At 68.5% G+C, this 26,136-nt stretch carries 23 protein-coding genes and 1 pseudogene; 4 read left to right on the top strand and 20 right to left on the bottom strand.

Annotated elements, in window-relative coordinates; genetic code table 11:
* The first annotated feature begins 173 nt into the window (after positions 1-173).
* On the top strand, positions 174-2,801 hold the full coding sequence (locus ACFLIM_RS20470) for a helix-turn-helix transcriptional regulator (RefSeq protein ID WP_393167660.1): 2,628 nt from the start codon (positions 174-176) through the stop codon (positions 2,799-2,801).
* Positions 2,802-2,803: 2 nt separating this feature from the next.
* Positions 2,804-3,682: an alpha/beta fold hydrolase gene (locus ACFLIM_RS20465; protein WP_393167658.1), complete on the top strand. Its 879-nt coding sequence runs from the start codon at positions 2,804-2,806 to the stop codon at positions 3,680-3,682.
* Positions 3,683-3,787: 105 nt separating this feature from the next.
* Here ACFLIM_RS20465 and ACFLIM_RS20460 read toward each other — a convergent pair.
* Together ACFLIM_RS20460 and msrA are read right to left on the bottom strand one after the other, a co-directional pair.
* A pseudogene (locus tag ACFLIM_RS20460) lies at positions 3,788-4,159 on the bottom strand (MFS transporter); the annotation flags it as partial.
* A gap of 175 nt (positions 4,160-4,334) precedes the next feature.
* Complete coding sequence (gene msrA / locus ACFLIM_RS20455) at positions 4,335-5,000, bottom strand: peptide-methionine (S)-S-oxide reductase MsrA (RefSeq protein ID WP_393167656.1); 666 nt, start codon at positions 4,998-5,000, stop codon at positions 4,335-4,337.
* Between the two features lie 122 nt (positions 5,001-5,122).
* On the opposite strand from msrA, the gene rarD reads away from it, so the two are divergent.
* Positions 5,123-6,046: an EamA family transporter RarD gene (gene rarD, locus ACFLIM_RS20450; protein ID WP_393167654.1), complete on the top strand. Its 924-nt coding sequence runs from the start codon at positions 5,123-5,125 to the stop codon at positions 6,044-6,046.
* Here rarD and ACFLIM_RS20445 read toward each other — a convergent pair.
* The 17 genes from ACFLIM_RS20445 to ACFLIM_RS20365 form a co-directional block, all read right to left on the bottom strand.
* Positions 6,014-7,000, bottom strand: a complete 987-nt coding sequence (locus tag ACFLIM_RS20445; protein WP_393167652.1) for a polyprenyl synthetase family protein — start codon at positions 6,998-7,000, stop codon at positions 6,014-6,016. The two genes, rarD and ACFLIM_RS20445, sit on opposite strands and share 33 nt — an antisense overlap.
* 10 nt (positions 7,001-7,010) lie before the next feature.
* Complete coding sequence (gene nuoN, locus ACFLIM_RS20440) at positions 7,011-8,597, bottom strand: NADH-quinone oxidoreductase subunit NuoN (RefSeq protein ID WP_393167650.1); 1,587 nt, start codon at positions 8,595-8,597, stop codon at positions 7,011-7,013.
* Positions 8,594-10,153, bottom strand: coding sequence for an NADH-quinone oxidoreductase subunit M (locus ACFLIM_RS20435; RefSeq protein ID WP_393167648.1), 1,560 nt, complete (start codon positions 10,151-10,153; stop codon positions 8,594-8,596). The genes nuoN and ACFLIM_RS20435 overlap by 4 nt, the downstream gene beginning before the upstream one ends.
* Complete coding sequence (gene nuoL, locus ACFLIM_RS20430; RefSeq protein ID WP_393167835.1) at positions 10,153-12,000, bottom strand: NADH-quinone oxidoreductase subunit L; 1,848 nt, start codon at positions 11,998-12,000, stop codon at positions 10,153-10,155. The genes ACFLIM_RS20435 and nuoL overlap by 1 nt, the downstream gene beginning before the upstream one ends.
* Positions 12,001-12,082: 82 nt before the next feature.
* Positions 12,083-12,379 carry an NADH-quinone oxidoreductase subunit NuoK gene (nuoK, locus tag ACFLIM_RS20425; protein WP_393167646.1) on the bottom strand — a complete coding sequence of 99 codons (297 nt, stop codon included), beginning with the start codon at positions 12,377-12,379 and terminating at the stop codon, positions 12,083-12,085.
* Positions 12,376-13,158: an NADH-quinone oxidoreductase subunit J gene (locus ACFLIM_RS20420; RefSeq protein ID WP_393167644.1), complete on the bottom strand. Its 783-nt coding sequence runs from the start codon at positions 13,156-13,158 to the stop codon at positions 12,376-12,378. Before ACFLIM_RS20420 ends, nuoK begins: the two co-directional genes overlap by 4 nt.
* The gene (gene nuoI, locus ACFLIM_RS20415) at positions 13,151-13,666 is read right to left on the bottom strand and encodes an NADH-quinone oxidoreductase subunit NuoI (protein ID WP_393167642.1); all 516 of its coding nucleotides are present in this window, start codon (positions 13,664-13,666) and stop codon (positions 13,151-13,153) included. The genes ACFLIM_RS20420 and nuoI overlap by 8 nt, the downstream gene beginning before the upstream one ends.
* Positions 13,653-14,954: an NADH-quinone oxidoreductase subunit NuoH gene (nuoH, locus tag ACFLIM_RS20410; RefSeq protein WP_393167641.1), complete on the bottom strand. Its 1,302-nt coding sequence runs from the start codon at positions 14,952-14,954 to the stop codon at positions 13,653-13,655. The genes nuoI and nuoH overlap by 14 nt, the downstream gene beginning before the upstream one ends.
* Positions 14,951-17,338 carry an NADH-quinone oxidoreductase subunit G gene (locus ACFLIM_RS20405; RefSeq protein WP_393167639.1) on the bottom strand — a complete coding sequence of 796 codons (2,388 nt, stop codon included), beginning with the start codon at positions 17,336-17,338 and terminating at the stop codon, positions 14,951-14,953. The genes nuoH and ACFLIM_RS20405 overlap by 4 nt, the downstream gene beginning before the upstream one ends.
* Positions 17,335-18,624: an NADH-quinone oxidoreductase subunit NuoF gene (gene nuoF / locus ACFLIM_RS20400; protein WP_393167637.1), complete on the bottom strand. Its 1,290-nt coding sequence runs from the start codon at positions 18,622-18,624 to the stop codon at positions 17,335-17,337. Before nuoF ends, ACFLIM_RS20405 begins: the two co-directional genes overlap by 4 nt.
* Positions 18,621-19,277: an NADH-quinone oxidoreductase subunit NuoE gene (gene nuoE, locus ACFLIM_RS20395; RefSeq protein ID WP_393167635.1), complete on the bottom strand. Its 657-nt coding sequence runs from the start codon at positions 19,275-19,277 to the stop codon at positions 18,621-18,623. Before nuoE ends, nuoF begins: the two co-directional genes overlap by 4 nt.
* Positions 19,274-20,599, bottom strand: a complete 1,326-nt coding sequence (locus tag ACFLIM_RS20390; RefSeq protein WP_393167633.1) for an NADH-quinone oxidoreductase subunit D — start codon at positions 20,597-20,599, stop codon at positions 19,274-19,276. Before ACFLIM_RS20390 ends, nuoE begins: the two co-directional genes overlap by 4 nt.
* A complete protein-coding gene (locus ACFLIM_RS20385) occupies positions 20,596-21,300 on the bottom strand; it encodes an NADH-quinone oxidoreductase subunit C (protein WP_393167631.1) in 705 nt (234 codons plus the stop codon). The genes ACFLIM_RS20390 and ACFLIM_RS20385 overlap by 4 nt, the downstream gene beginning before the upstream one ends.
* Entirely contained in the window at positions 21,297-21,848 is a 552-nt protein-coding gene (locus ACFLIM_RS20380) for a NuoB/complex I 20 kDa subunit family protein (protein ID WP_393167629.1), read from the bottom strand. Before ACFLIM_RS20380 ends, ACFLIM_RS20385 begins: the two co-directional genes overlap by 4 nt.
* 2 nt (positions 21,849-21,850) lie before the next feature.
* The gene (locus tag ACFLIM_RS20375) at positions 21,851-22,246 is read right to left on the bottom strand and encodes an NADH-quinone oxidoreductase subunit A (protein WP_393167627.1); all 396 of its coding nucleotides are present in this window, start codon (positions 22,244-22,246) and stop codon (positions 21,851-21,853) included.
* A gap of 64 nt (positions 22,247-22,310) precedes the next feature.
* On the bottom strand, positions 22,311-23,564 hold the full coding sequence (locus tag ACFLIM_RS20370) for a geranylgeranyl reductase family protein (RefSeq protein WP_393167625.1): 1,254 nt from the start codon (positions 23,562-23,564) through the stop codon (positions 22,311-22,313).
* 323 nt (positions 23,565-23,887) lie between these two features.
* Positions 23,888-24,604 carry a demethylmenaquinone methyltransferase gene (locus ACFLIM_RS20365; RefSeq protein WP_393167623.1) on the bottom strand — a complete coding sequence of 239 codons (717 nt, stop codon included), beginning with the start codon at positions 24,602-24,604 and terminating at the stop codon, positions 23,888-23,890.
* A 109-nt stretch (positions 24,605-24,713) separates the two neighbouring features.
* Here ACFLIM_RS20365 and ACFLIM_RS20360 point away from each other — a divergent pair, with 109 nt between their 5' ends.
* Positions 24,714-25,919, top strand: a complete 1,206-nt coding sequence (locus tag ACFLIM_RS20360) for a hypothetical protein (protein ID WP_393167621.1) — start codon at positions 24,714-24,716, stop codon at positions 25,917-25,919.
* Here the strand turns inward: ACFLIM_RS20360 and ACFLIM_RS20355 are convergent.
* Positions 25,916-26,134: a DUF4229 domain-containing protein gene (locus ACFLIM_RS20355; RefSeq protein ID WP_393167619.1), complete on the bottom strand. Its 219-nt coding sequence runs from the start codon at positions 26,132-26,134 to the stop codon at positions 25,916-25,918. The genes ACFLIM_RS20360 and ACFLIM_RS20355 overlap by 4 nt on opposite strands.
* Between the last annotated feature and the right edge of the window lie 2 nt (positions 26,135-26,136).

Here is a 26,136-nt window from a genome sequence, read left to right as displayed (position 1 = left end):
ACCGCCCTCGTTGATCCCCCTACATCCGCCTCGCGAACCCTCGCCGTTGCCTCCGCGTATACCTCCGCGTCGGCTCTCTCACTGACGGCCCACACCTCGCAGATCTCCAGAGCGCTATGGCCAGCGTATTCCCCAAATGTGCATTCCCCAGCTCAAGCCCATACAGTCGGGCAGTGTTGTACGGCAGAGCCAGCGAAAGCGCCGCCATCGACGACCTCATCGAAGCCGTCGGAGCGGGAGAGGGCCGCGCACTGGTGTTGCGCGGCGAGGCAGGGGTGGGCAAGTCTGCCCTTCTCGACCTGGCCGCGGCGAAATCCACGTCTCCCGTGCTGCGGGCGAGCGGCATCGAGGCAGAGACCGGGCTCGCCTACGCCGCGCTGCACGAGCTCCTGCTTCCGGTGACCGGCCTGCTCGACACCCTGCCGGGCCCGCAGCGCGACGCTCTGCGCGGCGCACTCGGCCTGGCGCAGGGCAGCGCGGACCGCTTCCTGGTGTCGGCCGGTGTGTTGTCGCTCCTGGCGGAGGCTGCGGCCGGCGAGGGGTTGCTGGTGCTGGTCGACGACTTCCAGTGGATCGACCAGGCGTCGGCTGACGCGCTCCTGTTCGCGGCTAGGCGGTTGCGCAACGACGGGGTCGGCCTGCTGCTGGCCGTACGCGGCGAGATGAGCGTGCGCGGCCTGCAGGAGCTGCCCGTCAACGGCCTCGACGCCGACAGCGCCCGCCGCCTGCTGCAGGGTGCGGCGCCGCAGGTCCAGTCCGCGCTCATCGAGCAGACGGGCGGTAACCCGCTGGCGCTCGGCGAGATCGCCAGGCTGCTCACCCCGAAGCAGCTCGCTGGTCGATCTCCGCTACCCGATCCGCTGCCCGGCGGGGCGCTGCTCTTCGGCGAGCAGGTGGCCGCGCTCAGCGACAACGCCAGGCTCGTCGCGTTGATCGCCGCCGTCGAGGGCAGCGGCGATCTCGATGTGATCATGCGTGCTGCGCGGATCCTGGACGTCGATCCTGCCGCGCTCGTGGAGGCGGAGGCCGCCGGGCTGGTGGTCGGCGAGGGCTCGACGATCACGTTCAGGCATCCGCTGGTGCGCTCGGCCATCCACGACAACGCGGGTTCGGTACGGCTGCGCGGTGTGCACGCCGCGCTGGCCGAGACGCTCGAGGGCGATCGCCGGGCCTGGCACCTGGCCGCGGCGACCGTGGGCGCGGACGAGCGCGTGGCACACGAGCTGGCCACCACCGCGCGCAGGTCACGCGAGCGCGGTGGTTACGCCGACGCGGCGACGGCCTTGGTCAGGGCGGCGGAGCTCACGCCAGACACGGACAGGCGGGCCGAGCGGCTCAAGGAAGCCGCCACCTCCGCCTGGCTCGGCGGCCGTCCCGGGCTGGCGGAAAGCTGCCTGGCTCAGGCGCGAGAACTGCGGTCCGATCCCGAGCTCGACCAGCTCAGAGGCCGGTTCGAGCTGCACACCGGCGATGCCAGCGAGGCGCTGCGGATCTTCATGGCCGGCAGCAGCCTGGAGGTGCTCGCCGACGCGGCCGAGGCGGCGGCCAACGTCGGCGACACCGAGGCGATCGTCGAGGTCGGGCGCCGGGCCCAGGAGTTTCCCGAGTCGTTCCTGCGCGAGGTGCTGGTCGGCATCGGCGCGACGCTCGACGGCAACAGGCGGGGCGGAGCCATGGCGCTGCGCTGGGCGCTGCAGCGCACGGACATGCTGACCGACGCCGCCGGCTACCTGTGGGCGTCGGCCGCCGCGATGTACCTGGGCGAGACCGACGCTGCCTCCGCCTACGCCATCAGGGCGGGCAGGCTGGCCAGGATGTCAGGCATGGTGGGCCAGCTGCCTATCGTGCTGGAGTTCGTCTCCACGGCGGAGCGGCTCGCCGGCAACCTCGCCGTCAGCGAGGCCATCGCGGAAGAGGGGCTCGGCCTGGCCACGGAGGCCGGATACACCAACTCCGTCGCCGCCCACCTGGCCAACCTGGCGGCCGTGGCCGCCTGGCGGGGCGACGAGGCGGCCTGCAGGACGTACGCCAACCAGGCCCTCGCGATCGCGATTCCGCACCGGCTCGGGCTGCGCGTCGGCGGGGCGCAGTACGCGCTGGCCATGCTTGACCTGGGGCTTGGCCGCTTCGACGCGGCGCACGCCAGATTGTCTTCGGTCGCGCAGAAGGGACCGGGCGAAGGGCATCCGACCGTGACCTGGCGCTCGGCCCCCGACCGCATCGAGGCGGCGGTGGGCGCGGGTGACCTGGAGGCCGCCAGGCAGACGCTGGACGGGCTGGAGCGGTGGTCGGCCAACGCGCACTCGCCCGACTCGCAGGCGCTGCTGGCCCGTTGCCGGGCGCTGGTCGACGACGGCGGCTTCGACGAGGCACTGGAGCTGCACACCGAGGCGTTCGAGCGGGCCAGGACGGCGTTGCTGCACGGCGAACGGCTGCGCCGTACGCACAAGCCAGGTGAGGCCAGGCCGCACCTGCGGGCGGCGATGGAGACCTTCGAACGCGCGGGAGCCGAGCCGTGGGCCAGGCGCGCGCACGAAGAACTACGGGCGGCCGGCGAAAGCGCGACCAGAGCCGAGCCCGACGCCCTCGCGATGCTCACCCCGCAGGAACTGCGTATCGCCAGGCTGGTCGCGCAGGGCGCGTCGAGCAAGGAGGTGGCAGCCAAGCTGTTCCTTAGCCCTAGGACGGTCGAGTACCACCTCTACAAGATCTATCCCAAGGTCGGTGTCACCTCACGTACTGAGCTCGCGCGGCTAGTAGTTCTACGGATGGCACCGGTAGCCGGAGGCGACAAGCTCTGACCATGCAAAACATTGAGCTGTGGAGTGAAGAGTTCGGCAACACGACCGACGAGCCGATCCTGCTGATCATGGGTTCTATGTCGCAGGGCATCCTGTGGCCCGATGAGTTCGTCGGCAGGCTGGCTGCCGGAGGCAGGCGGGTCATCCGCTACGACCACCGCGACACCGGGCGCTCGACCAGCATCGACTTCGAGGCGTCGCCGTACACCTGGAGGGACATCAAGGACGACGTCCTACGGATCATGGACGCCTACGAGCTGGAGAGCGCTCACCTGGTCGGCCACTCGGCCGGCGGGCTGCTGGCACAGTGGGTCGCTGTCGAGCACCCCGAGCGGGTCAGGACGCTGACGGTGATCGGCTCATCGCCGCTCGGCGCGTTCGAGGGCGAAGTGCTCATGCGGACCCTCATGGGACAGCCCCAGCCGGAGGGCAGCCTGCCGCCGCCCACCAAGGAGTTCGTCGCATTCTTCCAGCAGGCCATCGCGGCGCAACCGGCCAAGGACCGCAACGAGCAGATGGATCGGCTCATCGCGGAAGCCAGGGTCTTGCACGGCCAGGGGATGCCGTTCGACGAGGACGCCGAGCGGCGCCTGCAAGAACGGATCTACGAGCGCGCCACGAACCTGGCGTCAGCCGTCAACCACCGGCTCGCGCACGGCGCCGAGCCGAGAGTCGAACCGGTGGACAGCCTGCACCTGGTGAAGGCGCCCACCCTGGTTGTTGAGGGCACTCATGAGCCGGTCAAGCCGGGTCACGGTGCGCTCATCGCCGAGCGAATCCCTGGGGCCGAGCTGCTGATGATCGAGGGAATGGGGCACATGCTGCCTCCCTCGGTGCACGAGCAGCTCGCCACGGCGATCCTCGCTCACACGGCTGGCTAGCGTGCTCCGGCTCCCGCCGAGGGCGCGGCCTTCTCCGGTCTTTCGCATGCCCAGGACGTTCGCGAATGTCAACCCGGCGAACATGACCGCCACCGCCCTCGACGCCCGCTCCGCCGGAACCATTCGCCGTGCGACGAGCGAGCCGATGCCGAAGAACGAACCGTGGCACAGGGCGGCGATGACGCGTCCGAGCAGCATCACCGGATAGCCGGGTGCGACGGCGGATAGGAGATTGCCGACGACGAACAGCGCCACTAACCCGATGAGGACCGAATTTCGGGACAGTCCGCTAGTGGCGGCGGTCACCACGATCGCGCCGACCGCGACGCTCAGCGCGTATCCGGAGATTAACCACCCCGCCGCGGCCTCGGACACGGCCAGGCTCAGGCTCACCTGCGGAAGCAGGCCCGCGATCACGAACTCGGTCAGGCCGATCCCGAAACTGCCGAGCGTCAGCGCGATGAGCCCGACGGGCATTCGCCGGGAGAGCGAGCCGGCAGCGTAGGCCGAACACCCTCGCCCAATCCCGCCCGACTGGCGCGGGTTTGAAGACACCTTCTCACAATCAAGAGCCCCGAAGACGGCTCTGGCCCAAGATCGACACCGGACAGGCCGAGCGATCGAGGGCCAGGATCTAGCTATCTCCGCAGGCCTACGCCTCGCCGGAGGTCAGGCCGACCGGACAGGCCACGCCTGTCCCGCCGATCCCGCAATACCCGTTCGGCACTTTAAAAAGATATTGCTGATGATAGTCCTCCGCAAAGAAGAACGGCCCGGCGGTCTCGATCTCCGTCGTGATCTCGCCGTAACCCGCCTCCTTCAACACCTTCTGGTACGCATCCCGCGACGCCTCAGCCGCCTTCTGCTGCTCCGGCGAGTGGTAATAGATCGCCGACCGGTACTGCGTCCCCGCGTCGTTCCCCTGCCGCATCCCCTGCGTAGGGTCGTGGGCCTCCCAGAAGACCCTCAGGAGCTCCTCGTACGACACCTTCGCCGGGTCGAACACGACCCTGACGACCTCGGCGTGCCCCGTGAGCCCGCTGCAGACCTCCTCGTACGTGGGATTAGGTGTGTATCCGCCCTGATATCCGACCGCCGTCGTCACGACCCCCGGCGTCTGCCAGAACTTGCGCTCGGCGCCCCAGAAGCAGCCCAGGCCGAAGTCCGCGGTCTCCACGTGAGAAGACGGGTACGGCGGGGTCAGCGGGGCGTCCAGGACCGCGTGGCGCGCCGGCACGGGCATGGGCTCCGCGCGTCCCGGGAGGGCGTCCTCGCGTCGGACCATCGATGTCTTGTTGCCGCCGAACAGCCAGCCCATCGCTCCACCTCCGTAGGTCAAGTCTCAGCCTACATACACCGCAACGCTTTAGAACGGCTACACAATTCCGTATAGCGGACGACATTTGTGTTTAAAGGTGGTAATGCCCGAAGATGGGCTTCATGCCTGACGTTCGGCGTGGTGTGTGGTTCGGGGTCGCCGCCTACACGATGTGGGGGTTGTTCCCCCTTTACTGGCCGCTGCTCAAGCCTTCCGGAGCCGTGGAGATCCTGGCCCACCGGATGGCGTGGTCGCTGATCGCCGTCCTCGCCGTGCTGGCCGTGCGCAGGCACTGGTCCTGGTTCAGGGAGTTGGCCAGGCAGCCCGGGAAGCTGGCGTTACTGACGGTCGCGGCCGTCGTCGTCACCATCAACTGGGGTACCTACATCTACGCGGTCAACAGCGGGCACGTGGTCGAGAGCGCTCTGGGGTACTTCATCAATCCGCTCGTCAGCGTGCTGTTCGGGGTGGTGCTGCTGCGGGAGCGGCTGCGGCCGCTGCAGTGGGTGGCGGTCGGGTTCGGGGCACTGGCGGTGCTCGTGCTGACGCTCGACTACGGGCGCCTGCCGTGGATCGCGCTCACGCTGGCGGTGAGCTTCGGCGTGTACGGACTGGTCAAGAAGCGGGCCAATGTGGCGGCCACCGAGAGCCTGGCCGTGGAGACCCTGGTCCTGCTGCTCCCCGCTCTCGGGTATCTCCTCTTCCTGGGAGGCACGGGGCAGGCCACGTTCGGGCGCGAAGGGGTCGGGCACGCGCTCCTGCTGGTCGGGGCGGGGATCATCACGGCCGTGCCGCTGATCTGCTTCAGCGCGGCCGCCATCCGGGTGCCGCTCAGCACGATCGGGGTCCTGCAGTACATCGCGCCGATCCTGCAGTTCGCGGTCGGCGTGCTGATCGTCGAGGAGACCATGCCGTCCAGCCGGTGGATCGGCTTCTCGATCGTGTGGCTGGCCCTGGCGATCTTCACTTACGACAGTTTCCGGACGGCCCGCGCCGCCGCCCGGATGCGGAAATCAGCCAGAACGCTCGACCACGTAGTCACATAGCGCCAAAAATGCACTCTTGGCGGGGATGTCTGGAAGGCCGGAAATGTCGGTACGGGCCCGGTCCACCCAGGCCTCCAGCTCGGCCCGCGCCTGGCCCATGGCGGGATGGGCGCGCAGCAGGGTCAACGCCTCCTCGACATCCTCCTCCGTCACCGGACCCGACAGCAGCGAGGTCAGCCGGGAGTCCGAAGCGGAGGCCAGGGCGTACAGGACCGGGAGCGTCTTTACGCCCTCGCGGAGGTCCGTGCCGGGGGTCTTGCCCGACTGGGCCCCGGAGGAGGCCACGTCCAGCAGGTCGTCACCGAGCTGCCACCCCACGCCGATGGCCTCGCACGCGCGGCTGAGCCGCTCCTCCACGTCGGCGGGCGCCCCCGACAGCAACGCCCCGAACCGCCCCGAGGCCGCGATCAGCGAGCCCGTCTTGTCCGCCAGGACGCTGAGGTAGTGGCCGATCGGGTCCTCACCCGCCCGCGGCCCGACCGTCTCCCGGATCTGCCCCTGTACGAGGCGGGAGAACGTCTGCGCCTGGACCCGGATCAACTCGGGACCGAGGTCCGCGAGCAGGTCGGAGGCCTGGGCGAACAGGTAGTCGCCGGTCAGGATCGCCACGGTGTTGTCCCACCGGGCGTTCGCGGACGGGGTGCCCCGGCGTACCGGGGCCTCGTCCATGACGTCGTCGTGGTAGAGCGAGCCCAGGTGGGTCAGCTCGATCACCACCGCGCCGGGCACCACACCCGGCGCGGACGGGTCGCCGAACTGCGCGGCCAGTAGCACCATCAACGTCCGGAACCGCTTGCCGCCCTCCATGAGGTGCTTGGACGCCTCCGTGACGAAGGCGTCCTCGCTCTCCACCGACGTGCGCAGGAGCTTCTCGACCGCGGCCAGTCCGTTGGCCACGTCCTGCGCCAACCGTTCGTCCTCGATGGGAAGGTCAACCACGGGAGGCGCGGACATACAGATCCCCTTATCTGATGAACAGGTTGCGCGCAGCGTCGTTGGCGACACCGAGCACGGACTCCGGGTAGAGCCCCACTCCTACCGTAACCAGCAACGAAACGGCGATGACCGCCACGGTCCCCATACTGGGCACCGCGATCGCCGGGCCGTCGGCCGCGGGCTCGCTGAAGAACATCAGCACGATCACGCGTACGTAGAAGAACGCCGCGATCGCCGAGGCCACGACACCCACGACGACCAGGCCGGCCATCCAGCCGCCCATCGAGTCGCCGGGCTGCGTGCCGCTGCTCAGCGCGGCCGCGAACACGGCGTACTTGCCGAAGAAGCCGCTCGTCATCGGGATGCCGGCGAAGGCCAGCAGGAAGAAGGCGAACACCCCGGCCAGCACCGGCGCGCGCCTGCCCAGCCCGGCCCAGCGCGACAGGTGCCCGGCCTCGCCGCCCGGGTCACGAATCAGCGTGACCACCGCGAACGCGCCGACCGTCGTGATGCCGTAGACCGCCAGGTAGAACAGGATCGCCTTCAGGGAGACGACGTTCTGCGCGGCGGAGCCGAACGTGGCCATCACGCCGACGAGCAGGAAGCCCGCGTGCGCGATGGACGAGTACGCGAGCATGCGCTTGATCTCGGTCTGCGTGATCGCCAGGATCGAGCCCACGATCATGGTGAGCGCGGCGACGCCCCAGATGATCGGCCGCCAGTTCCAGTCGAGGTTCCCCAGACCCACCCAGAACACCCTCAGCACGGCCCCCACGGCCGCCACCAGCGTGCCCGAGGCCATCAGAGCGGTGATCGGGGTAGGAGCCCCCTGGTAGACGTCAGGCTTCCAGGCCTGGAACGGTGCCGCGCCGATCTTGAACATCAGGCCCACGCCGAGCATCGCGAACCCGATCATCAGCAGCGGGTCGAGCGACGAGCCCTTGCCCAGGGCCTCGTTGATGCCCGGCAGCGAGACGGTGCCCGCGTAGCCGTAGATCATCGCGGTGCCGTACAGGAAGAACGCCGAGGAGAAGGCGCCGAGCAGGAAGTACTTCATCGACGCCTCCTGCGACAGCAGGCGGCGCCGGCGGGCCAGGCCGCACAGCAGGTAGAGCGGCAGCGACATGACCTCGAGGGCCACGAACATCATCAGCAGGTCGTGCGAGGCCGGGAACAGCAACATGCCGCCGACCGCGAACAACACCAGCGGGTACACCTCGGTGTGCCCGCCGCCGCCCTCAGCCTCGGCCTCCTCCTCGTCGGCGCTGCCGGGCACGGCCGCGGCCGAGGCGACGAAGTGGCCCTCGTCGTTGATGAGCAGCACGCAGACGAACGACAGGACGAGGATGACGCCCCAGATGAACAGCGAGGGCCCGTCCACCGCGACCGCGCCCATGGCGGAGGCCGTGGTGGCCACCTGGCCGCGCAGCACCTGCAGGAGCACCAGCGCGAACGCGCCGGCCAGGCTCAGCAGGGTGAGCGGCACGTGGATCGACTTGCGCAGGTAGCGCGGGGCGAACGCCTCGACGAGCACGCCGATGATCGCCGCGCCGAAGACCACCAGCAACGGCGCCAGCGTGCCGTACTCGATCGTCGGCGCTGGGATGGTGTTCACTGACCTGTCCCCTTCTCAGCGATGGTGGAGGTGGGCACCTGCACGTTGGTCAGTGTCTGGTGCACGGACGGGTTGATCACGTCGAGCAGCGGCTTGGGGAAGACGCCGAACCCGATGATCAGGGCGACCAGCGGAGCCAGCACCCAGACCTCGCGGGCGTTCAGGTCCTTGAAGGCCTTGACCGGCTCGGCCGTCGGCCCGTTCATGGCCCGCTGGACCATCCACAGGATGTAGACAGCCGCCAGGATCACGGCCAGCGCGGAGATGACCGCGGCCACCGTCAGGGCCCCTGAGCCGTGCGCCTCGGTCGAGTACGTGCCGATCATCACCATGAACTCGCTGACGAACGACGACAATCCGGGCAGCGACAACCCGGCCAGACCGGCGACCAGGAAGAAGCCCGCGAGCACCGGCGTGACCTTCTGCACGCCCCCGTAGTCCCCGATGAACGGCGAGCCGCGCCTGGCGATCAGGAACCCGGCGGCCAGGAACAGCGCGCCGGTGGCGAAGCCGTGGTTGACCATGTAGAGGGCCGCACCGGACTGCGCGAGCGACGACATGGCGAACACGCCGAGCACGATGAAGCCGAAGTGCGAGATCGACGTGTACGCGATGAGCCGCTTCATGTCGGTCTGCCCGATGGCCACGACGGCGCCGTAGATGATGCTGATGACCGCCAGCACCACGATCGGCGTCGTGAACGCCTTGGCCGCGTCGGGGAAGAGCTCCAGGCAGAAGCGGAGCATCCCGAACGTGCCGACCTTGTCCAGCACGCCCACCAGCAGCACGGCGGCTCCGGCCGGAGCCTGCGCGGCCGCGTCGGGCAGCCAGGTGTGCACCGGCCAGAGCGGTGCCTTGATCGCGAAGGCGATGAAGAAGCCGCCGAACAGCCACTTCTGCATCGCCGGGTCCTGGATGGCCCCGACGAGCTCGGGGAACATGAACGTCTTGCTGCCCGCGACCACGTAGAGCCCGATGACCGCGACCAGCATGAGCAGGCCGCCGAACAGCGAGTACAGCAGGAACTTGACGGCCGCGTAGGACCGCTGGGCGCCGCCGTACGAGCCGATCATGAAGTACATCGGGATCAGCATGGCTTCGAAGAAGACGTAGAACAGGAAGATGTCGGTCGCCGCGAAGACGCCGATCATCATCGTCTCCAGCACCAGCAGCAGCGAGAAGTACGTCTTCACCGACCGCTTGGGCGTGATCAGCGTGCCGTCGGCGGTCTTGACCCCGTCGGCGTCGTGCCAGGAGGCCAGCACCACGATCGGCACCAGCACCACCGACAGCGCGATCAGCACGAGCGCGACGCCGTCGACGCCGACCCCGAACTTCACGCCGAAGCTCGGGATCCAGTTGTACACGGCGGTGAACTGGAAGCGCTCGCCCGAGGGCTTGAACCCGGCGGCCATGACGCCCGTCAGGACCAGCGCCAGCAGCGAGACCGCCAGCGTGACCTGCTTGGCCAGCTTGTCACTGCCCTTGGGAAGCAGGGCCACCACGATGGCGCCCACCACGGGCACCGCCATGAGTATCGGAAGCCAGGGTGACATCAGATGTTCCCAACGAGGAGCAGGGCGCCGGTCAGCAGGGCGGCACCGATCAGGATGGACAACGCGTACGTTCTGGCGAAGCCCGTCTGGATCCGCCTGAGGCGCCCGGAGCTGCCGCCGATGCCCGCGGCCAGGCCGTTGACCAGCCCGTCGACGCCGCGGTTGTCGAAGAACACCGCGATGCGGGTCAGCCACTGGCCGGGGCGCATGAAGAGCGACTCGTTGAGCGCGTCGCCGTACAGGTCGCGCCGGGCGAACGTGGTGAGGAAGGAGCCGCGCGGCTGCACGGACGGCACCTCGACCCGGCCGTAGCGCATCCAGGCGAAGGCCGCGCCGACCGCGACGAGCGCGAGCGTGGCGAGGCCGGGCACGCTGGCGAAGTCGAACTGGGGCAGTTCAGCGGGCAGCCCGACGGCCGGGCCGAGGAACCTCATGAGCGTGTTGCTCAGGATGAGGTAGCCGCCCAGGAAGACCGAGCCGATCGACAGGATGATCAGCGGCCACGTCATGACAGCCGGGGACTCGTGCGGGTGCGCGTCGTCGGCCCAGCGCTTCTCACCGAAGAAGGTCATGAAGACCATCCGCGACATGTAGAAGCCGGTGATGCCCGCGCCGAGCACGGCCAGCCAGCCCAGCACCGGCTGGTGGTGCACCGCGGTCTCGATGATGCCGTCCTTGGTGAAGTAGCCGGACAGCAGCGGGAACCCGATGATCGCCAGGTAGCCGACGAAGAACGTGGCGAAGGTCAGCGGCATGAACTTGCGCAGGCCGCCGTACTTCCGCATGTCCACTTCGTCGTTCATGCCGTGCATGACCGAGCCGGCGCCGAGGAACAGGTCGGCCTTGAAGAAGCCGTGCGTGACCAGGTGGCCGATCGCGAAGGCGTAGCCCGCCGGGCCGAGGCCCGCGCCGAGCATCATGTAGCCGATCTGCGACATCGTCGAACCGGCCAGGCCCTTCTTGATGTCGTCCTTCGCGCAACCGATGATGGCACCGGCGAGCAGCGTGGCCGCGCCGACGATGGCCACCGCGAGCGCGGCGCCCGAGCCCTCGGGGAAGAAGAACGCCCCGGAGCGGACCACCAGGTAGACACCCGCGGTCACCATGGTCGCGGCGTGGATCAGGGCCGAGACCGGGGTCGGGCCCTCCATGGCGTCCAGGAGCCAGGACTGCAGCGGCAGCTGCGCCGACTTACCGCAGGCGCCGAGGAGCAGCAGCAGGCCGATGGCCAGCAGGATGCCCTGCGACGGGGCGGGACCGTTGTACTCGGCGATGCCCTTGAACGACAGCGTGCCGAACGCGGGCAGGATGAGGAACATGCCGACCAGCAGGCCGAAGTCGCCGACCCGGTTGACCACGAACGCCTTCTTCGCCGCCACCGCCGCCGACGGCTTGAACTGCCAGAACCCGATCAGCAGGTACGAGGCCAGGCCCACGCCCTCCCAGCCGATGAACAGGCCCACATAGTTGTCGGCCAGCACCAGCAGGAGCATCGCGGCCACGAACAGGTTCAGATAGGCGAAGAACCTGCGCCGGTGCTCGTCGTGCGACATGTAGCCGATCGAGTAGATGTGGATCAGCGACCCCACACCCGTGATCAGCAACGCGAAGGTGATCGACAGCGGGTCGATCAGCAACCCCATGTCGACCAGGCCGGGAATGAACTCGTAGAGATGGACGGCCCGCCGGCGCGCCTCCTCCCCGAACCCGATCAGCTCGATGAACGCCAGCACCGCCACGACGAACGAGGCGAGGGACATGGCCACGCCCAGCAGATGGCCCCAGCGGTTCGTGAACCGGTTGAACACCAGCAGGACGAGCGCCCCCACCAAGGGGAAGGCGATCATCAGCCAGGAGACCCCGATCACGCCGCCGGTGTGCTGGGCGATCGGGGCGATCTCAGCGATATGAGATTCCACCAGTCACCTCTTAGTACTTCAGCAGGTTGGCGTCGTCGACCGACGCGGACCTGCGGGTTCGGAAGATCGTCACGATGATGGCCAGGCCGACCACGACCTCGGCCGCGGCCACCACCATCACGAAGAACGCGATGATCTGGCCTTCCAGGTTGCCGACCTGCCTGGAGAAGGCGACGAAGGCGAGGTTGCAGGCGTTGAGCATGAGCTCCACGCACATGAACACCACGATCGCGTTACGCCTGATCAGCACGCCCATGGCGCCGATGGCGAACAGGATGCCGGACAGTACGAGGTAATGCGTAGTCATTTCGTCACCTCGTTGGTGCTCTCTTCGGAGTCCTCCTCGGCCGTGTGCTTGATGGCATCGGCGAGTTTGGGATCCGCGGGCAGGTGATCGTGCTCGACGTCGTAGCGCGCGATGTAGCGGTTGACCGAGGACTCCGCGACCGACCCGTCGGGCAGCAGCGCCGGCATGTCGATGGCGTTGTTCCTGGCGTAGGTGCCGGGCCCTGGCAGCGCCGACGGGCGGTCGCCGCGGAACCTGGCGCGGGCCAGGTCCTTCTGCGTGGCCTTCTCGGTCAGCTTCTCGCGGTGCGCCAGCACCATCGCGCCCAGCGCCGCCGTGATCAGCAGCGCCGAGGTGATCTCGAACGCGAACACGTACCTGGTGAACAGCAGCTCCGCGATCGAGCGGATGTAGCCGCCCTGCCCCGTGGCCGCCGCCAGCCCGGTGGGCGCGGCGAACATCGAGTTGCCCACGGCCAGGACGATCAGCACCAGGAAGGCGACGCCCGCGATGGCGGCCCAGAAGCGCTGGCCCTTCAGCGTCTCCACGAAGGAGTCCGAGGAGTCCACGCCGACCAGCATGAGCACGAACAGGAACAACATCATGATCGCGCCGGTGTAGACGATGATCTGCACCGCGGCCAGGAAGGGCGCGTCCTGCACCGCGTACAGGACCGCCAGGCAGAGCATCACGGTGCCGAGCATCAGCGCGGAGTACACGGCCTTCCGGTTGAAGACCATGCCGAGCGCGGCGCCGACGGACACGACGGCGAGCACCCAGAATGTGATGGTCTCACCCATTGGTCCGCCCCAGCCGGTAGTAGTCCTCTTCGGTCTCACCGAGCCGCATGGGGTGCGGCGGTTGTTCCATGCCCTGTGTCAGGGGTGCGAGGAGCATCTCCTTGGTGTAGATGAGGCTCTCACGGTTGGTGTCGGCGAGCTCGTACTCGTTGGTCATGGTGAGCGCGCGAGTCGGGCACGCCTCGATGCACAGGCCGCACAGGATGCACCGCAGGTAGTTGATCTGGTACGTGCGCCCGAAGCGCTCGCCCGGCGAGAAGCGTTCCTCGTCGGTGTTGTCCGCGCCCTCCACGTAGATCGCGTCGGCCGGACACGCCCAGGCGCACAACTCGCACCCAATACACTTCTCCAGCCCGTCGGGCCAGCGGTTGAGCTGGTGGCGCCCGTGGAAGCGAGGCGCGGTCGGCCTCTTCTCCTCCGGGTAGTTCACCGTGACGGGCTTCTTGAACATCGTGTGGAAGGTGACCCCGAAGCCCTTGACGGGGTTCAGCCAATCAGTTAGTCCCACTGGGAATCTCCTTGTGCTGCACCCCGTGGTAGTGCGGCAGATCGAGCGGCGGCACAGGGAAGCCGCCGGCCGCCGGCTCGTTGGACAGTTCCTCGAACTCGGCGTCCACCTGTGCCTTCCTGGCTTCCTTGCGCCGCTGGTTGACGGTGTCGAACCGCATCCAGATGGCCAGTGCCCCGACCACGATGATCACGCCGACCACGACGCCGAGCATCCTGTTGCCCTCGTTGACCACCACGTTGCGCACGGCGGCGACGAGCAGGATCCAGGCCAGGTTGAGCGGGATCAGCACCTTCCAGCCCAGGGACATGAGCTGGTCGTAGCGCACCCGCGGCAGCGAGGCCCGCACCCAGATCACGAAGCTGAAGGTCAGCACGAACTTGATGAAGAACCACAACACCGGCCACCAGCCCGTGTTGGCGCCGTCCCACAGGGAGATCGGCCACGGCGCGCGCCAGCCGCCGAGGAACAGCGTGACCGCGATGCCGGCGGCGGTGAAGGTGTGCAGGTATTCGCCCATCATGATCAGGGCGAACTTCAGCGACGAGGAGTACTCGGTCTGGAAGCCGCCGACCAGCTCGCCCTCGCCCTCGGGCAGGTCGAACGGGATGCGCGCGGCCTCGCCGAACATGCAGATCACGTAGATCAGGAACGACGGGATCAGCAGCACCACGTACCAGGTCTGCGCCTGCGCCGCGACGATCTCCGAGGTGGACAACGTCCCCGCGAACAGGAAGACGGCCACGAACGACAGGCCCATGGCGATCTCGTACGAGACCACCTGCGCCGCCGACCGCAACCCGCCGAGCAGCGCGTACGGCGAGCGCGACGACCACCCGGCCAGCACCACGCCGTAGACCGACACGGCGCCCATGGCCAGCATGAACAGCACGGCCACCGGCAGGTCCACGAGCTGCAGCGGCGTCTGCACGCCGAACAGGTTGACCTTCGGCGCGAACGGCACGATCGAGAAGGCCAGGAACGCCGGGACCACCATGATGAGGGGCGCGAGCAGGTAGAGCAGCTTGTCCACGGTCCGCGGGAAGAGGTCCTCCTTCAGCCCCATCTTCAGGCCGTCGGCCACGGACTGCAGAAGGCCGAACTTGCCGGCCCGGTTGGGGCCGTAGCGGTTCTGCATCCTGGAGATGAGCTTGCGCTCGTACCAGACGCCGAACAGGACGCCCAGCATCAGGAAGACGAACAACATCACGGCCTTGATGATGGTGATCCACACCGGATCCTTGCCGAAGTCGGCGAGGGTCGGATCGGCCGCGAGTACGTGGGTCATGAGGCACTCCCGATGGTGACGATGTCGCCGGCCACCGCGCGCAGGTCGCGCGTGACCGAGCAGCCGCCCGAGTTCGACGGCACCCAGACCACGCGGTCCGGCAGGTCGGCGACGCGCACGGGCAGGGTCACGGTGTCGGCGCCTGGACCGCCCACGACGAGCTTGTCGCCGTCGGCGACGCCGAGCTCGGCCGCCGTGCCCCCGGAGATCAGCGCTTCGGCGGCGCGGGCGGTGCCCGCCAGGTACGGCTCGCCGTCCTGCAGCCTGCCCTCGTCGAGCAGCAGGTGCCAGGTCGCCAGCAGCGCCTCGCCCGCCGAGGGGACGACCTGGGCGCGGGTGGCGGTGTGCGGGGCGGTGACCCGGCTGCCGCGCCAGGCGCCCAGGCTGGACAACTCGCGCCGGGCGGCCTTGGCGTCCGGCAGGCCCAGGTGGACGTCCATCCGGTCGGCCAGGTTGCCGATCACGACCAGGTCGCTCTGCAGCCCGGGCACCTTGAGCGGCGCCTCGAACGAGCGGCCCCGGCCCTCCCAGTTCACGAACGTGCCGCCCTTCTCCTGGACGGCGGCGACGGGCAGGACCACGTCGGCGCGGTCGGTGACGGCGCTGGCGCGGATCTCCAGGCTGACGATGAACGGCGTGTTCTCCAGCGAGTCCAGCGCCGCCGCGGGGTCCACCAGGTCGTAGGGGTCGACACCGGCCACGACCAGCGCGTCCAGCTCGCCGGCGCGGGCCGCCTCGAGGATGGCCCCGGTGTCGCGGCCCAGCGTGGCGGGCAGCGAGGCCACGTTCCACGCCCTGGCGACCTCGGCCCTGGCGGTCTCGTCGTCGACCGGTCGGCCGATCGGCAGCAGGTTGGGCAGCGCGCCCGCCTCGACCGCGCCGCGCTCGCCGGCCCTGCGCGGCACCCAGGCGATCCTGGCGTCGGAGGCGGCGGCCAGGCGGAGGAGGGCGGACAGGGCGCCGGGCACGGTGGCCAGCCGCTCGCCCGCGAGCACGATCGTGCCCTCGGCCAAGGTGCCGACCAGGTCGCCGATCGCGTCCGCCTCGGCGCCCGGCTCGGTGCGGATGAGCGTGCCGCCCATCTTGGCCAGCCCGGGAGCGGCGAACGGGGCGATCGCGCTGACCTTGAGGCCCTGCTTCATCCACGCCTTGCGCAGGCGCAGGAAGACGATCGGCGACTCCTCCTCGGGCTCGAACCCGACGAGCAGCACGGCGGGGGCGTTCTCGAGGTCGGCGTAGCTGATCTCGATGCCCTTGCCGGCCACCGCGTGCGCCAGGAACTGCGCCTCCTCGCCGGAGTGCGGCCTGGCGCGGAAGTCGACGTCGTTGGTGCCCAGGGCGATCCTGGCGAACTTGGCGTAGGCGTAGGCGTCCTCGACCGTGACCCGGCCGCCGACCAGCACGCCGGCCTTGCCGCGGGCCTTGGCCAGGCCCTCGGCCGCCACCGTCAGCGCCTCCGGCCACGAGGCGGGGACGAGCACGCCCTCCGCGTTGCGGACCAGCGGCGTCTTGAGCCGGTCGGGCTGCGTGGCGTAGGAGAACGCCCAGCGGCCCTTGTCGCAGTTCCACTCCTCGTTGACCTGCGGGTCGTTGCCCGCCAGGCGGCGGGTAACCCGGCCGCGCCGGTGGTCGGTGCGCTGGGCGCAGCCGGAGGCGCAGTGCTCGCACGCGCTCGGCGTGGAGACCAGGTCGAACGGGCGGGCCCGGAACCGGTAGGCGGCGCCGGTCAGCGCGCCGACCGGGCAGATCTGCACCGTGTTGCCGGAGAAGTAGGAGTTGAACGGCTTGCCATCGGCGACCCGCACCTGCTCCTTGGCGCCCCGCTCGAAGAACTCGATGAGCGGGTCGCCGGCGATCTGGTCGGAGAAGCGGATGCAGCGCGCGCACTGCACGCAGCGCTCGCGGTCGAGCAGCACCTGCGTGGACAGCGGCAGCGGCTTGGGGAAGGTCCGCTTCTGCTCCTGGAACCTGGACTCGCCCTGGCCGTTGGACATGGCCTGGTTCTGCAGCGGGCACTCGCCGCCCTTGTCACAGACCGGGCAGTCCAGCGGGTGGTTCAGCAGCAGCAGCTCCATGGCCGAGCGCTGCGCCTTCTCGGCGACCGGCGAGGTGAGCTGGGTCTGCACGACCATGTTCTCCGCGACCTCGATCGCGCACGACGGCTGCGGCTTGGGGAAACCGCGGCCGTTGCCCGCGTCGGGGATGTCGACCAGGCACTGGCGGCAGTTGGCCGCCGGGTCGAGCAGCGGGTGGTCGCAGAACCTGGGGATCTGGATGCCCAGCAGCTCGGCGGCTCTGATGATCAAAGTGCCCTTGGGGACACTGACCTGGAACCCGTCGATGGTCAGGGTCACCAGGTTCGTCTCGGTTTCTACGACTGTCACTGCTCACCCCAGAGAGTGGACTTCTTCGGGTCGAACGGGCAGCCGCCGATCTCGAAGTGCTTGAGGTACTCCTCGCGGAAGTACTTCACCGAGGAGTGGATGGGGCTGGTCGCGCCGTCGCCCAGGGCGCAGAACGAGCGGCCCAGGATGTTGTCCGCGATGTCGGTGATCGTGGACAGGTCCTCTTCGTTGCCCTGGCCCTTCTCCAGGCGCTTGAGCACCTGCTTGAGCCAGTACGTGCCCTCGCGGCACGGCGTGCACTTGCCGCACGACTCGTGGGCGTAGAACTCCGTCCAGCGCAGCACCGTGCGGACCACGCAGGTGGTCTCGTCAAAGATCTGCAGCGCGCGGGTGCCGAGCATCGAGCCCTTGGCGCCGACGGCCTCGAAGTCGAGCGGCACGTCGAGGTGCTCGTCGGTGAAGATCGGCGTGGACGAGCCGCCCGGGGTCCAGAACTTGATCCGGTGGCCCGCGCGGACGCCGCCCGCCATGTCGAGCAGCTCGCTCAGCGTGATGCCGAGCGGCGCTTCGTACTGGCCTGGCCTGGTGACATGGCCGCTCAGCGAGAAGATGCCGAAGCCCTTGGACTTCTCGGTGCCCATCCCGGCGAACCAGTCGGCGCCGTTCCCGATGATCGAGGGAACACTGGCGATCGACTCCACGTTGTTCACCACAGTGGGCGAGGCGTAGAGACCCGCCACGGCGGGGAACGGGGGCTTGAGTCGCGGTTGACCTCTGAAGCCTTCCAGCGAGTCGAGCAGCGCCGTCTCCTCGCCGCAGATGTACGCGCCCGCGCCACTGTGCACGACCAGTTCCAGGTCGTAGCCGGAGCCGAAGATGTCGTTGCCGAGATAACCCTTCTCGTAGGCCTCCCGCACGGCCGCGTGCAGCCGCCGCACCACGTGCAGCACCTCGCCGCGCACGTAGATGAACGCCTGGTTGGCCCGGATCGCGTACGAGGTGATGATGATGCCCTCGACCAGCGCGTGCGGGTTGGCCATCATCAGCGGAATGTCCTTGCAGGTGCCCGGCTCCGACTCGTCGGCGTTGACGACGAGATAGTGCGGCTTGCCGTCGCCCTGCGGGATGAACCCCCACTTCATGCCGGTCGGGAAGCCGGCGCCGCCGCGACCGCGCAGGCCCGAGTCCTTGACGGCCTGGATGACGGCGTCGGGGTCCATGCCCAGCGCCTTCTTCGCCGACTTGTACTCGCCGTAGCCGTCGAGGGTGAAGGAGTTGGCCTGGTCCCAGTTCGCGGTCAGGACCGGTGTCAGTGTGACGCTCATGCCTCGGGGGCCTTCCATCCGTTGGCCTTGGCGACCTTCAGGCCCTCCAGCGAGGGGCCGGCGGCCGACGGGCCGTCGCCCGCCAGGTCGTCGGGCAGGCCCGCGAGCACGCGCGAGGCCTCCTTGAAGGTGCAGAGCTTCTTCGGGCCGCGCGTGGGCCGCACGTCCTTGCCGTCACGCAGGTCGTCGACCAGTTGCCTGGCCGACTCGGGCGTCTGGTTGTCGAAGAACTCCCAGTTGACCATCATCACGGGGGCGAAGTCGCAGGCCGCGTTGCACTCGATGCGCTCCAGCGAGACCTTGCCGTCCGGAGTCGCCTCGTCGTGGCCGACGCCGGCGTGCTCCGACAACTCCTCCCAGATCTGGTCGCCGCCCATGACCGCGCACAACGCGTTGATGCACACGCCCACGTGGTAGTCGCCGACGGGCTTGCGCTTGTACATCGTGTAGAAGGTCACCACGCCCGTGACCTCGGCCTTGCTCACGCCCAGCATCTCGGCGCAGAACTCCTGGCCGTCGTCGGAGACGTACCCCTCCTCCGACTGCACCAGGTGCAGCAGCGGCAGCAGGGCGGACCGCGTCTTCGGATAGCGGCCGATGATCTCCTTGGCGTCCCGTTCAAGACGCTCGCGGATTTCCGGCGAATACGTCACCGGTCCACACCTCCCATGACGGGGTCGATAGAAGCCACCGCGGCGATCACGTCGGCGACCTGGCCGCCCTCCGCCATCGCGGGGAAACCCTGCAGGTTGCAGAAGGACGGCTCGCGGAAGTGCACGCGGTAGGGGCGGGTGCCGCCGTCGCTGACCACGTGCGCGCCGAGCTCGCCCTTGGGCGACTCGATGCTGGCGTACGCCTGCCCGGCCGGCACCCTGAAGCCCTCGGTCACCAGCTTGAAGTGGTGGATGAGCGCCTCCATCGAGGTGCCCATGATGTGGGCGATGTGGTCGGGCGAGTTGCCGAACCCGTCGGGGCCGAGCGCGAGCTGCGCGGGCCAGCCGATCTTCTTGTCCTCGATCATCACCGGGTCGCCCTTGAGCGGACCCGCGATGCGGTCCAGAGCCTGCTCGATGATCTTGAGAGACTCCTCCATCTCGCGCATACGCACGAGGTAGCGGGAGTAGACGTCGCAGCCCCGCTCGGTCGGCACCTCGAACTCGTAGGTCTCGTAACCGCAGTACGGCTGCGTCTTGCGCAGGTCCCACGGCAGCCCGGCGGCGCGCAGGATCGGGCCGGTGACGCCTAGCGCCATGCAGCCGGTCAGGTCGAGGTAGGCCACGTCCCTGGTGCGGCGCACGTAGACCGGGTTCTCGTCGAGGAGCTTGCGAATGTCCTTGATCCGCTTGGGCATCTCCTTGAGGAACTCGCCGACCTTGTCGACCGCGCCCGCCGGCAGGTCGACGCTCACGCCGCCAGGACGGATGTAAGCGTGGTTCATGCGCAGGCCGGTGATGTACTCGAACAGGTCCATGACCAGCTCGCGGTCGCGGTAGCCGAACAGGAACGGCGTGGTCGCGCCCAGCTCCATGCCGAACGTGCCCATCGCCACCAGGTGCGAGGCGATGCGGTTGAGCTCCATCATCATCACGCGGATGGCCTGCGCCCGGTCGGGCACGCGGTCCTCGATGCCGAGCAGCTTCTCCACGCCCATGCAGTAGGCGGTCTCGTTGAAGATCGGCGAGAGGTAGTCCATCCGGGTCACGAACGTGGTGCCCTGGGTCCACGTCCGGTATTCGATGTTCTTCTCGATGCCGGTGTGCAGGTAGCCGATGACGGTGCGCGCCTCGGTGACCGTCTCGCCGTCGAGCGTCAGGACCAGGCGGAGCACGCCGTGCGTGGACGGGTGCTGCGGGCCCATGTTGATGACCAGGCGCTCCTCTTCCGAGTCGCGCACGCCGGTGACGACCTCGTCCCAGTCGGCGCCGGTGACCGAGTAGACCTTGCCCTCGGTCGCCTCGTCATAAGCGGTGCTCACGAGTAAGACCTCCTCTGGTCAGGCGCGGGGATGGTGGCTCCCCGGTATTCGACGGGGATGCCGCCGAGCGGGTAGTCCTTGCGCTGCGGGTGGCCGTCCCAGTCGTCCGGCATCATGATCCGGGTGAGCGCGGGGTGGCCGTCGAAGACGATCCCGAAGAAGTCGTACGTCTCCCGCTCGTGCCAGTCGTGACCAGGGTAAACGCCGACTGTCGATGGTATGTGCGGATCGGAGTCCGGCGCGCTGGCCTCGACGCGTACGCGCCGGTTGTAGGTCATCGAGCACAGGTGGATGACCGCGTGCAGCTCCTCGCCCGCCAGGTGCGGGTAGTGGACGCCGGACACGCCGAGCGAGAGCTCGAACCTCAGGGCCGGGTCGTCGCGCAGCTTCTGGCACACCTCGACCAGGCGCTCGCGCTTGACGTGCAGGGTGAGCTCGCCGCGCTCCACCACCACCCGGTCGATGGCCTCGTCGAGCCCGAGCGAGTCGACGACCTCGTCGAAGTAGCCGCCGTACGGGCGGGGCGTCGAGAGCTGCGGCGCCCGGCGTACGACGAGGCCGCCGTAGCCGGAGGTGTCGCCGGAGTCCTGCGTCCCGAACATGCCGCGCCTGGCGACCGGCGGCTCGGGCACCGCGGGAAGCGGGACCTCTGGGGTTTGCCCGCTGTCCGGGCTCCCGGGGAGGTTGTCGGGCGAAGTCACTTCGCAACCCCCTGGTCGATCAGTGGCAGCGTGCGCAGCGCCTGCAGCTCGAGGTCCTCGATCTGCTTGGCGCGGTGCGCGCCGAACTTCATGTTCTGGATCTTGTCGTGCAGCTTCACGATCGAGTCGATCAGCATCTCGGGCCGCGGCGGGCAGCCGGGCAGGTAGATGTCGACGGGCACGACGTGGTCGACGCCCTGCACGATCGCGTAGTTGTTGAACATGCCCCCGCTGGAGGCGCACACGCCCATGGAGATGACCCACTTCGGCTCGGCCATCTGGTCGTAGATCTGCCGGAGCACGGGGGCCATCTTCTGGGAGACGCGGCCCGCGACGATCATCAGGTCGGCCTGGCGGGGAGACGCCGAAGCGCGCTCCATACCGAAGCGCGCCAGGTCGTAGTGGGGGCCGCCGGTGGCCATCAGCTCGATGGCGCAACATGCGAGGCCGAACGTGGCCGGCCACACGGAGTTCTTGCGTGCCCATCCGGCGGCCTGCTCGACCGTGCTGAGGATGAACCCGCTGGGGAGTTTCTCTTCAAGTCCCATTTTCAGTCCCAGTCCAGACCCTTGCGGCGCCACACGTACGCGTACGCGACGAGCACGGTGACGATGAACAGCAGCATCTCCACGAGCCCGAACAGCCCCAGGCCGGGGGAGATCGCCTGGCCCGCGTCGTTCGTCTGCTGCGCGAACGAGACCGCCCACGGGTAAAGGAAGATGATCTCGATGTCGAACACGATGAAGAGCATCGCGGTGATCATGTATTTGAGCGGGAACCGTCCACCACCGACAGGCTGGGGCGTCGGCTCGATGCCGCATTCGTAGGCGTCAAGCTTGGCGCGGTTCCAGCGCTTGGGACCGGTGAAGGGAGCGATGGCGACCGAGAAGATCGCGAAGCCCCCCGCGAGAACGGCGAGCACCAGGATGGGCACGTAAAGGTCCATCGCTACGCCTCCTCTGGAGTCGCCACGCGCGCGGGCGCGCAGCCGGATCTGATAGTTCTGAGATTCATGCTGGTGGCGCGACCTTTGAGAGTGCGTTAATGATCATGTCCGACGCATCGCCTCGCCGGTCGGTGAGATTACCAAGGAGTTTGAGCGCGAAGCGCATCAGCCTCGGGTGAGGGAGCCCGTGCCTGGTGCCGAAGCGCATCACACCCGGCTTCCCGATTGCCTCGACGAACAACCTACCGAGCGTGAAATAACCGCCGTAGGCGTCCTTCAGCACCTGGGGATAGGTCCGCAGGATCCGCTCGCGCTGCGCGGGAGTGGTGTCCTTGAGTCCCTTCGCGATGATCTCGGCGGCGATCTCGCCGGTCTCCATGGCGTACGCGATGCCCTCGCCGTTGAACGGGTTGATCGACCCGCCGGAGTCGCCCACGAGCATCAGGCCGCGCGTGTAGTGCGGCTGCCTGTTGAAGGCCATCGGGAGCGCGGCGCCGCGGATGGGGGCCGTCATGTTCTCCTCGGTGAAGCCCCAGTCGGCCGGCATCGACTTGCACCAGCGGCGCAGCAGGTCGCGGTAGTCGATGTTCTTGAACTGGGCGCTGGTGTTGAGCAGCCCGAGCCCCACGTTGGCGGTGCCGTCGCCGACGCCGAACACCCAGCCGTAACCGGGCAGCAACGTGTCGCCGTCCCACAGCTCCAGCCACGTCTCCAGGTAGTCGTCGTCGTGGCGGGGACTCTCGAAGTAGGTCCGCACGGCCACGCCCATCGGCCGGTCTTCCCGCTTGTGCAGGCCCATGCCCAGGGCCAGCCGGGTGCTGTTGCCGTCGGCGGCCACCACCACCCGGCTCCGGTACTCGCGGCCGTCCTTGGTGGTCACGCCGACGATGTGGCCGCTGCGGTCGTCGATCACCGGCCCGGTGACGGTGACGCCCTCCTTGAGGTGTACGCCGTTCTTGACCGCGTTGGCCGCGACGATCTGGTCGAAGTCCTGACGGGTGCGTACGAGCCCGAAGTCGGGGAAGCGCTGGAGCTGCGGCCAGTCCAGCTCGAACCGGAGGCCGCCGCCCACGACGCGCAGACCCTTGTTCCTGACCCAGCCGGGAGCGTCGACGTCGACGCCCATGTTGAGCAACTGCTTGACCGCACGCGGGGTCAGGCCGTCGCCGCAGACCTTCTCGCGGGGGAACCTGGTCTTCTCCAGGAGCAGCACGTCGAGCCCGGCCTGAGCGAGGTAAAAGGCGGTTGCGGAACCGGCGGGACCGGCGCCGACGACGATGACGTCGGCGTCTGCCTGCTTGCCTGTTGGCACCGTCACTGGACTGTCCTGTCCTTCGAAGGCCTCGGGGTGTGGCGCCTTCGTTCCTTTGTGAACCCCTTCACAAACTTGTCGGCCCGCAGTCTACTGCTTTTGCAGTACATAGTGGCAGTCGGGGGGCTGTTCTGTGATCCAAGGGGACGGCGTGTCGCCTGTGGCCGCGCACTCATGATCGTCACGCTAGCAGCCGCCCAAGCGAGCGCTCCGGGAGAGGCGGCTGGGCGGCCCCAATAGATTTCGGAAAGAGACCTCGCCTCGACACGGCCGGAATTGCCGCGGAAATGGGCCAACCGAAATGAGGTTTCAAGCGTCCTGACATCGCGTCAAGCGGGCTTGAACCCTCTGTGCATGGCGACGATACCCATCGTGAGATTGCGCCAGGCGACGCGTTCCCAGCCGGCGTTCTGAATGACACGGGCGAGCGTCGGCTGGTCGGGCCACTCCCTGATCGACTCGGCCAGGTATTCGTAGGAGTCGTCGTTGGACCCGAACACCTTGGCCACCTTCGGCAGCAGCCTCATCAGATATTCGCGATAGATCAGATCGAACGCGCCGAACGTGACGTGCGAGAACTCCAGGATCACCAGCCGGCCGCCCGGCCTCGTCACGCGCGACATCTCCCGCAGCGCCTGCGCGGTGTCGTGCACGTTGCGCAGCGCCACCGAGATCGTCACCGCGTCGAACACCCCGTCGGCGAACGGCAGCCGCAACGCGTCACCCGCGACGAACGGCACCCCGTCGCCTGTCAGCGCGTTGCCGCCGTGCCGCAGCACCCCGGTGCGCAGCATGCCCAGCGAGAAGTCGGACGCGATCGCCCGCGCGCCCAGCGTGGTGAACGCGTCGGTGGACGTGCCGGTGCCGGCGCCCAGGTCAAGCACGATCTCCCCAGGTCCCGCGTCCACCGCGGCGGCCACCGCCTTGCGCCAGAGCCTGACCTGCCCGAGGGAGATCACGTCGTTGACCAGGTCGTAGCGCCGGGCGGTGCGATCGAACATCGCGGCGACCTCGTCCGGCTGTTTGTCCAACTGAGCGCGCGTCATGCCGACAGCCTATGGTGGGCCGCGTCCAGCGGGGTGTGCACCCATGGCTATCAGGACAATCAACGGAAAGTAGCCACAGGACTACCCAACGTCTGCTAGAAATTGGCGAATGCTTGCCCGTGTCGCCCTTGCGGCGATCATCGCCTCGGCCCCTGCCGCGCATCCACGCGTGGTGTCGGCCGACCCGGTCGACGACACCCCGCATGTCCTCGACGGCATCGTCAACGCCATCGCCGTCGTCGGCGGCACCGTGGTGGTGGGCGGTTCGTTCAGCGAAGTGAGCGACGCCGCCCGCACCACCGTCCATCGCCGGGCCAACCTGTTCGCCTACGACCTGGCCACCGGCCGCGTCCTGCCCGATTTCGCGCCGAGCGTCGCCGGGCCCGTCTATGGCCTGGCCGCGGGCGACCGCGGCACCGTCTACGTCGGCGGCGAGTTCGCCGGAATCAACCACCAGCGCTCCAGATCGCTGGCCAGGCTCAACCTCGCCGACGGCTCCCTCGTGCCGGGCTTCGCGCCGCGCATCGGCGGCGGCATGGTGACCACGCTGGCCAGGCACGGCCCACAGCTCTATGCCGGCGGCGACTTCATCAGCCCGCGCACCTCGCTGGCCAGGCTCGACGCGGCCACGGGCGCGCCCGACCCGGCTTTCACGATCACGCCCGGCTCGCCGCTGACGTCCACGGTGAAGGTCTACGCGCTTGCCCTCTCCGGCGGCCGGCTCGCCGTGGACGGCACGTTCACCACGCTCGACGGCCATTCCCGGCCCCAGCTCGGGCTGATCGACGTCAGCGGCCGCACCGCCAGGGTCGCCCCCTGGCGCACGGAGGCGTACGCGCGCAGGTGCATGGACGCCTTCCCCTCGTACGTGCGCGGCCTGGACTTCTCCCCCGACGGCCGCTATTTCGCGGTCGTCACCACGGGAGGCCCGAGGGGCGGGATGTGTGACACTGCCGCCAGGTTCGAGACGTACGCCAAGGGCTCCCGCATCAGGCCCACCTGGGTCAACAGCACCGGCGGCGACTCGCTCTACGCGGTCTCGGTGACGGGGGCGGCGGTCTACGTCGGCGGCCACCAGCGCTGGCTGGACAATCCGCAGGGCCGCGACTCGCCTGGTCCGGGAGCCGTGTCACGTCCCGGCATCGGCGCCATTCATCCGCGTACGGGAAAGGCCCTGAGTTGGAATCCCGGGCGGGAGCGCGGCATCGGCGTCAAGGCGTTTTCGGCCAACAGCAGTGGACTACTTGTCGGTAGTGACACGACGAGACTCGGACGGGAGTACCATGCCCGGATTGGCATGTTCCCTCTGCCCTAGTCGTCTTGCGGCTTCGGCCGGTCGATCTTGTCGCTGAGACGTTCGCTCACCGCGTCGCGCTGCCTGGACAGCAGGACGTAGCTCGCTATGCCGCTGATCAAGAATGAAGCCAAGATCAGCCACAGCGGGTTTTGCAGGCCAAGCAGCCACAGGACACCGAGGGCCACGAGGAACAGGCCGATCCGCGACGCGGTGTAAACGAGAACTGGACGCACAG

Origin of the sequence: Nonomuraea marmarensis (assembly GCF_043197025.1) — a bacterium.
GTDB classification, from domain to species: Bacteria; Actinomycetota; Actinomycetes; order Streptosporangiales; family Streptosporangiaceae; genus Nonomuraea; species Nonomuraea marmarensis.
The sequence above is the reverse complement of the archived record's forward strand: the minus strand, read 5'-3'. Positions and strand labels throughout refer to the sequence as shown.

Coding starts and splice junctions, on each gene's coding strand:
- nuoK (WP_393167646.1), bottom strand. CDS start 12,379: ATGACTACGCATTACCTCGTACTGTCCGGCATCCTGTTCGCCATCGGC.
- ACFLIM_RS20365 (WP_393167623.1), bottom strand. CDS start 24,604: ATGACGCGCGCTCAGTTGGACAAACAGCCGGACGAGGTCGCCGCGATG.
- nuoF (WP_393167637.1), bottom strand. CDS start 18,624: ATGAGCGTCACACTGACACCGGTCCTGACCGCGAACTGGGACCAGGCC.
- ACFLIM_RS20360 (WP_393167621.1), top strand. CDS start 24,714: ATGCTTGCCCGTGTCGCCCTTGCGGCGATCATCGCCTCGGCCCCTGCC.
- ACFLIM_RS20380 (WP_393167629.1), bottom strand. CDS start 21,848: ATGGGACTTGAAGAGAAACTCCCCAGCGGGTTCATCCTCAGCACGGTC.
- msrA (WP_393167656.1), bottom strand. CDS start 5,000: ATGGGCTGGCTGTTCGGCGGCAACAAGACATCGATGGTCCGACGCGAG.
- ACFLIM_RS20420 (WP_393167644.1), bottom strand. CDS start 13,158: ATGGGTGAGACCATCACATTCTGGGTGCTCGCCGTCGTGTCCGTCGGC.
- ACFLIM_RS20465 (WP_393167658.1), top strand. CDS start 2,804: ATGCAAAACATTGAGCTGTGGAGTGAAGAGTTCGGCAACACGACCGAC.
- nuoH (WP_393167641.1), bottom strand. CDS start 14,954: ATGACCCACGTACTCGCGGCCGATCCGACCCTCGCCGACTTCGGCAAG.
- ACFLIM_RS20445 (WP_393167652.1), bottom strand. CDS start 7,000: ATGTCCGCGCCTCCCGTGGTTGACCTTCCCATCGAGGACGAACGGTTG.
- nuoL (WP_393167835.1), bottom strand. CDS start 12,000: ATGATCGCCTTCCCCTTGGTGGGGGCGCTCGTCCTGCTGGTGTTCAAC.
- rarD (WP_393167654.1), top strand. CDS start 5,123: ATGCCTGACGTTCGGCGTGGTGTGTGGTTCGGGGTCGCCGCCTACACG.
- ACFLIM_RS20435 (WP_393167648.1), bottom strand. CDS start 10,153: ATGTCACCCTGGCTTCCGATACTCATGGCGGTGCCCGTGGTGGGCGCC.
- ACFLIM_RS20375 (WP_393167627.1), bottom strand. CDS start 22,246: ATGGACCTTTACGTGCCCATCCTGGTGCTCGCCGTTCTCGCGGGGGGC.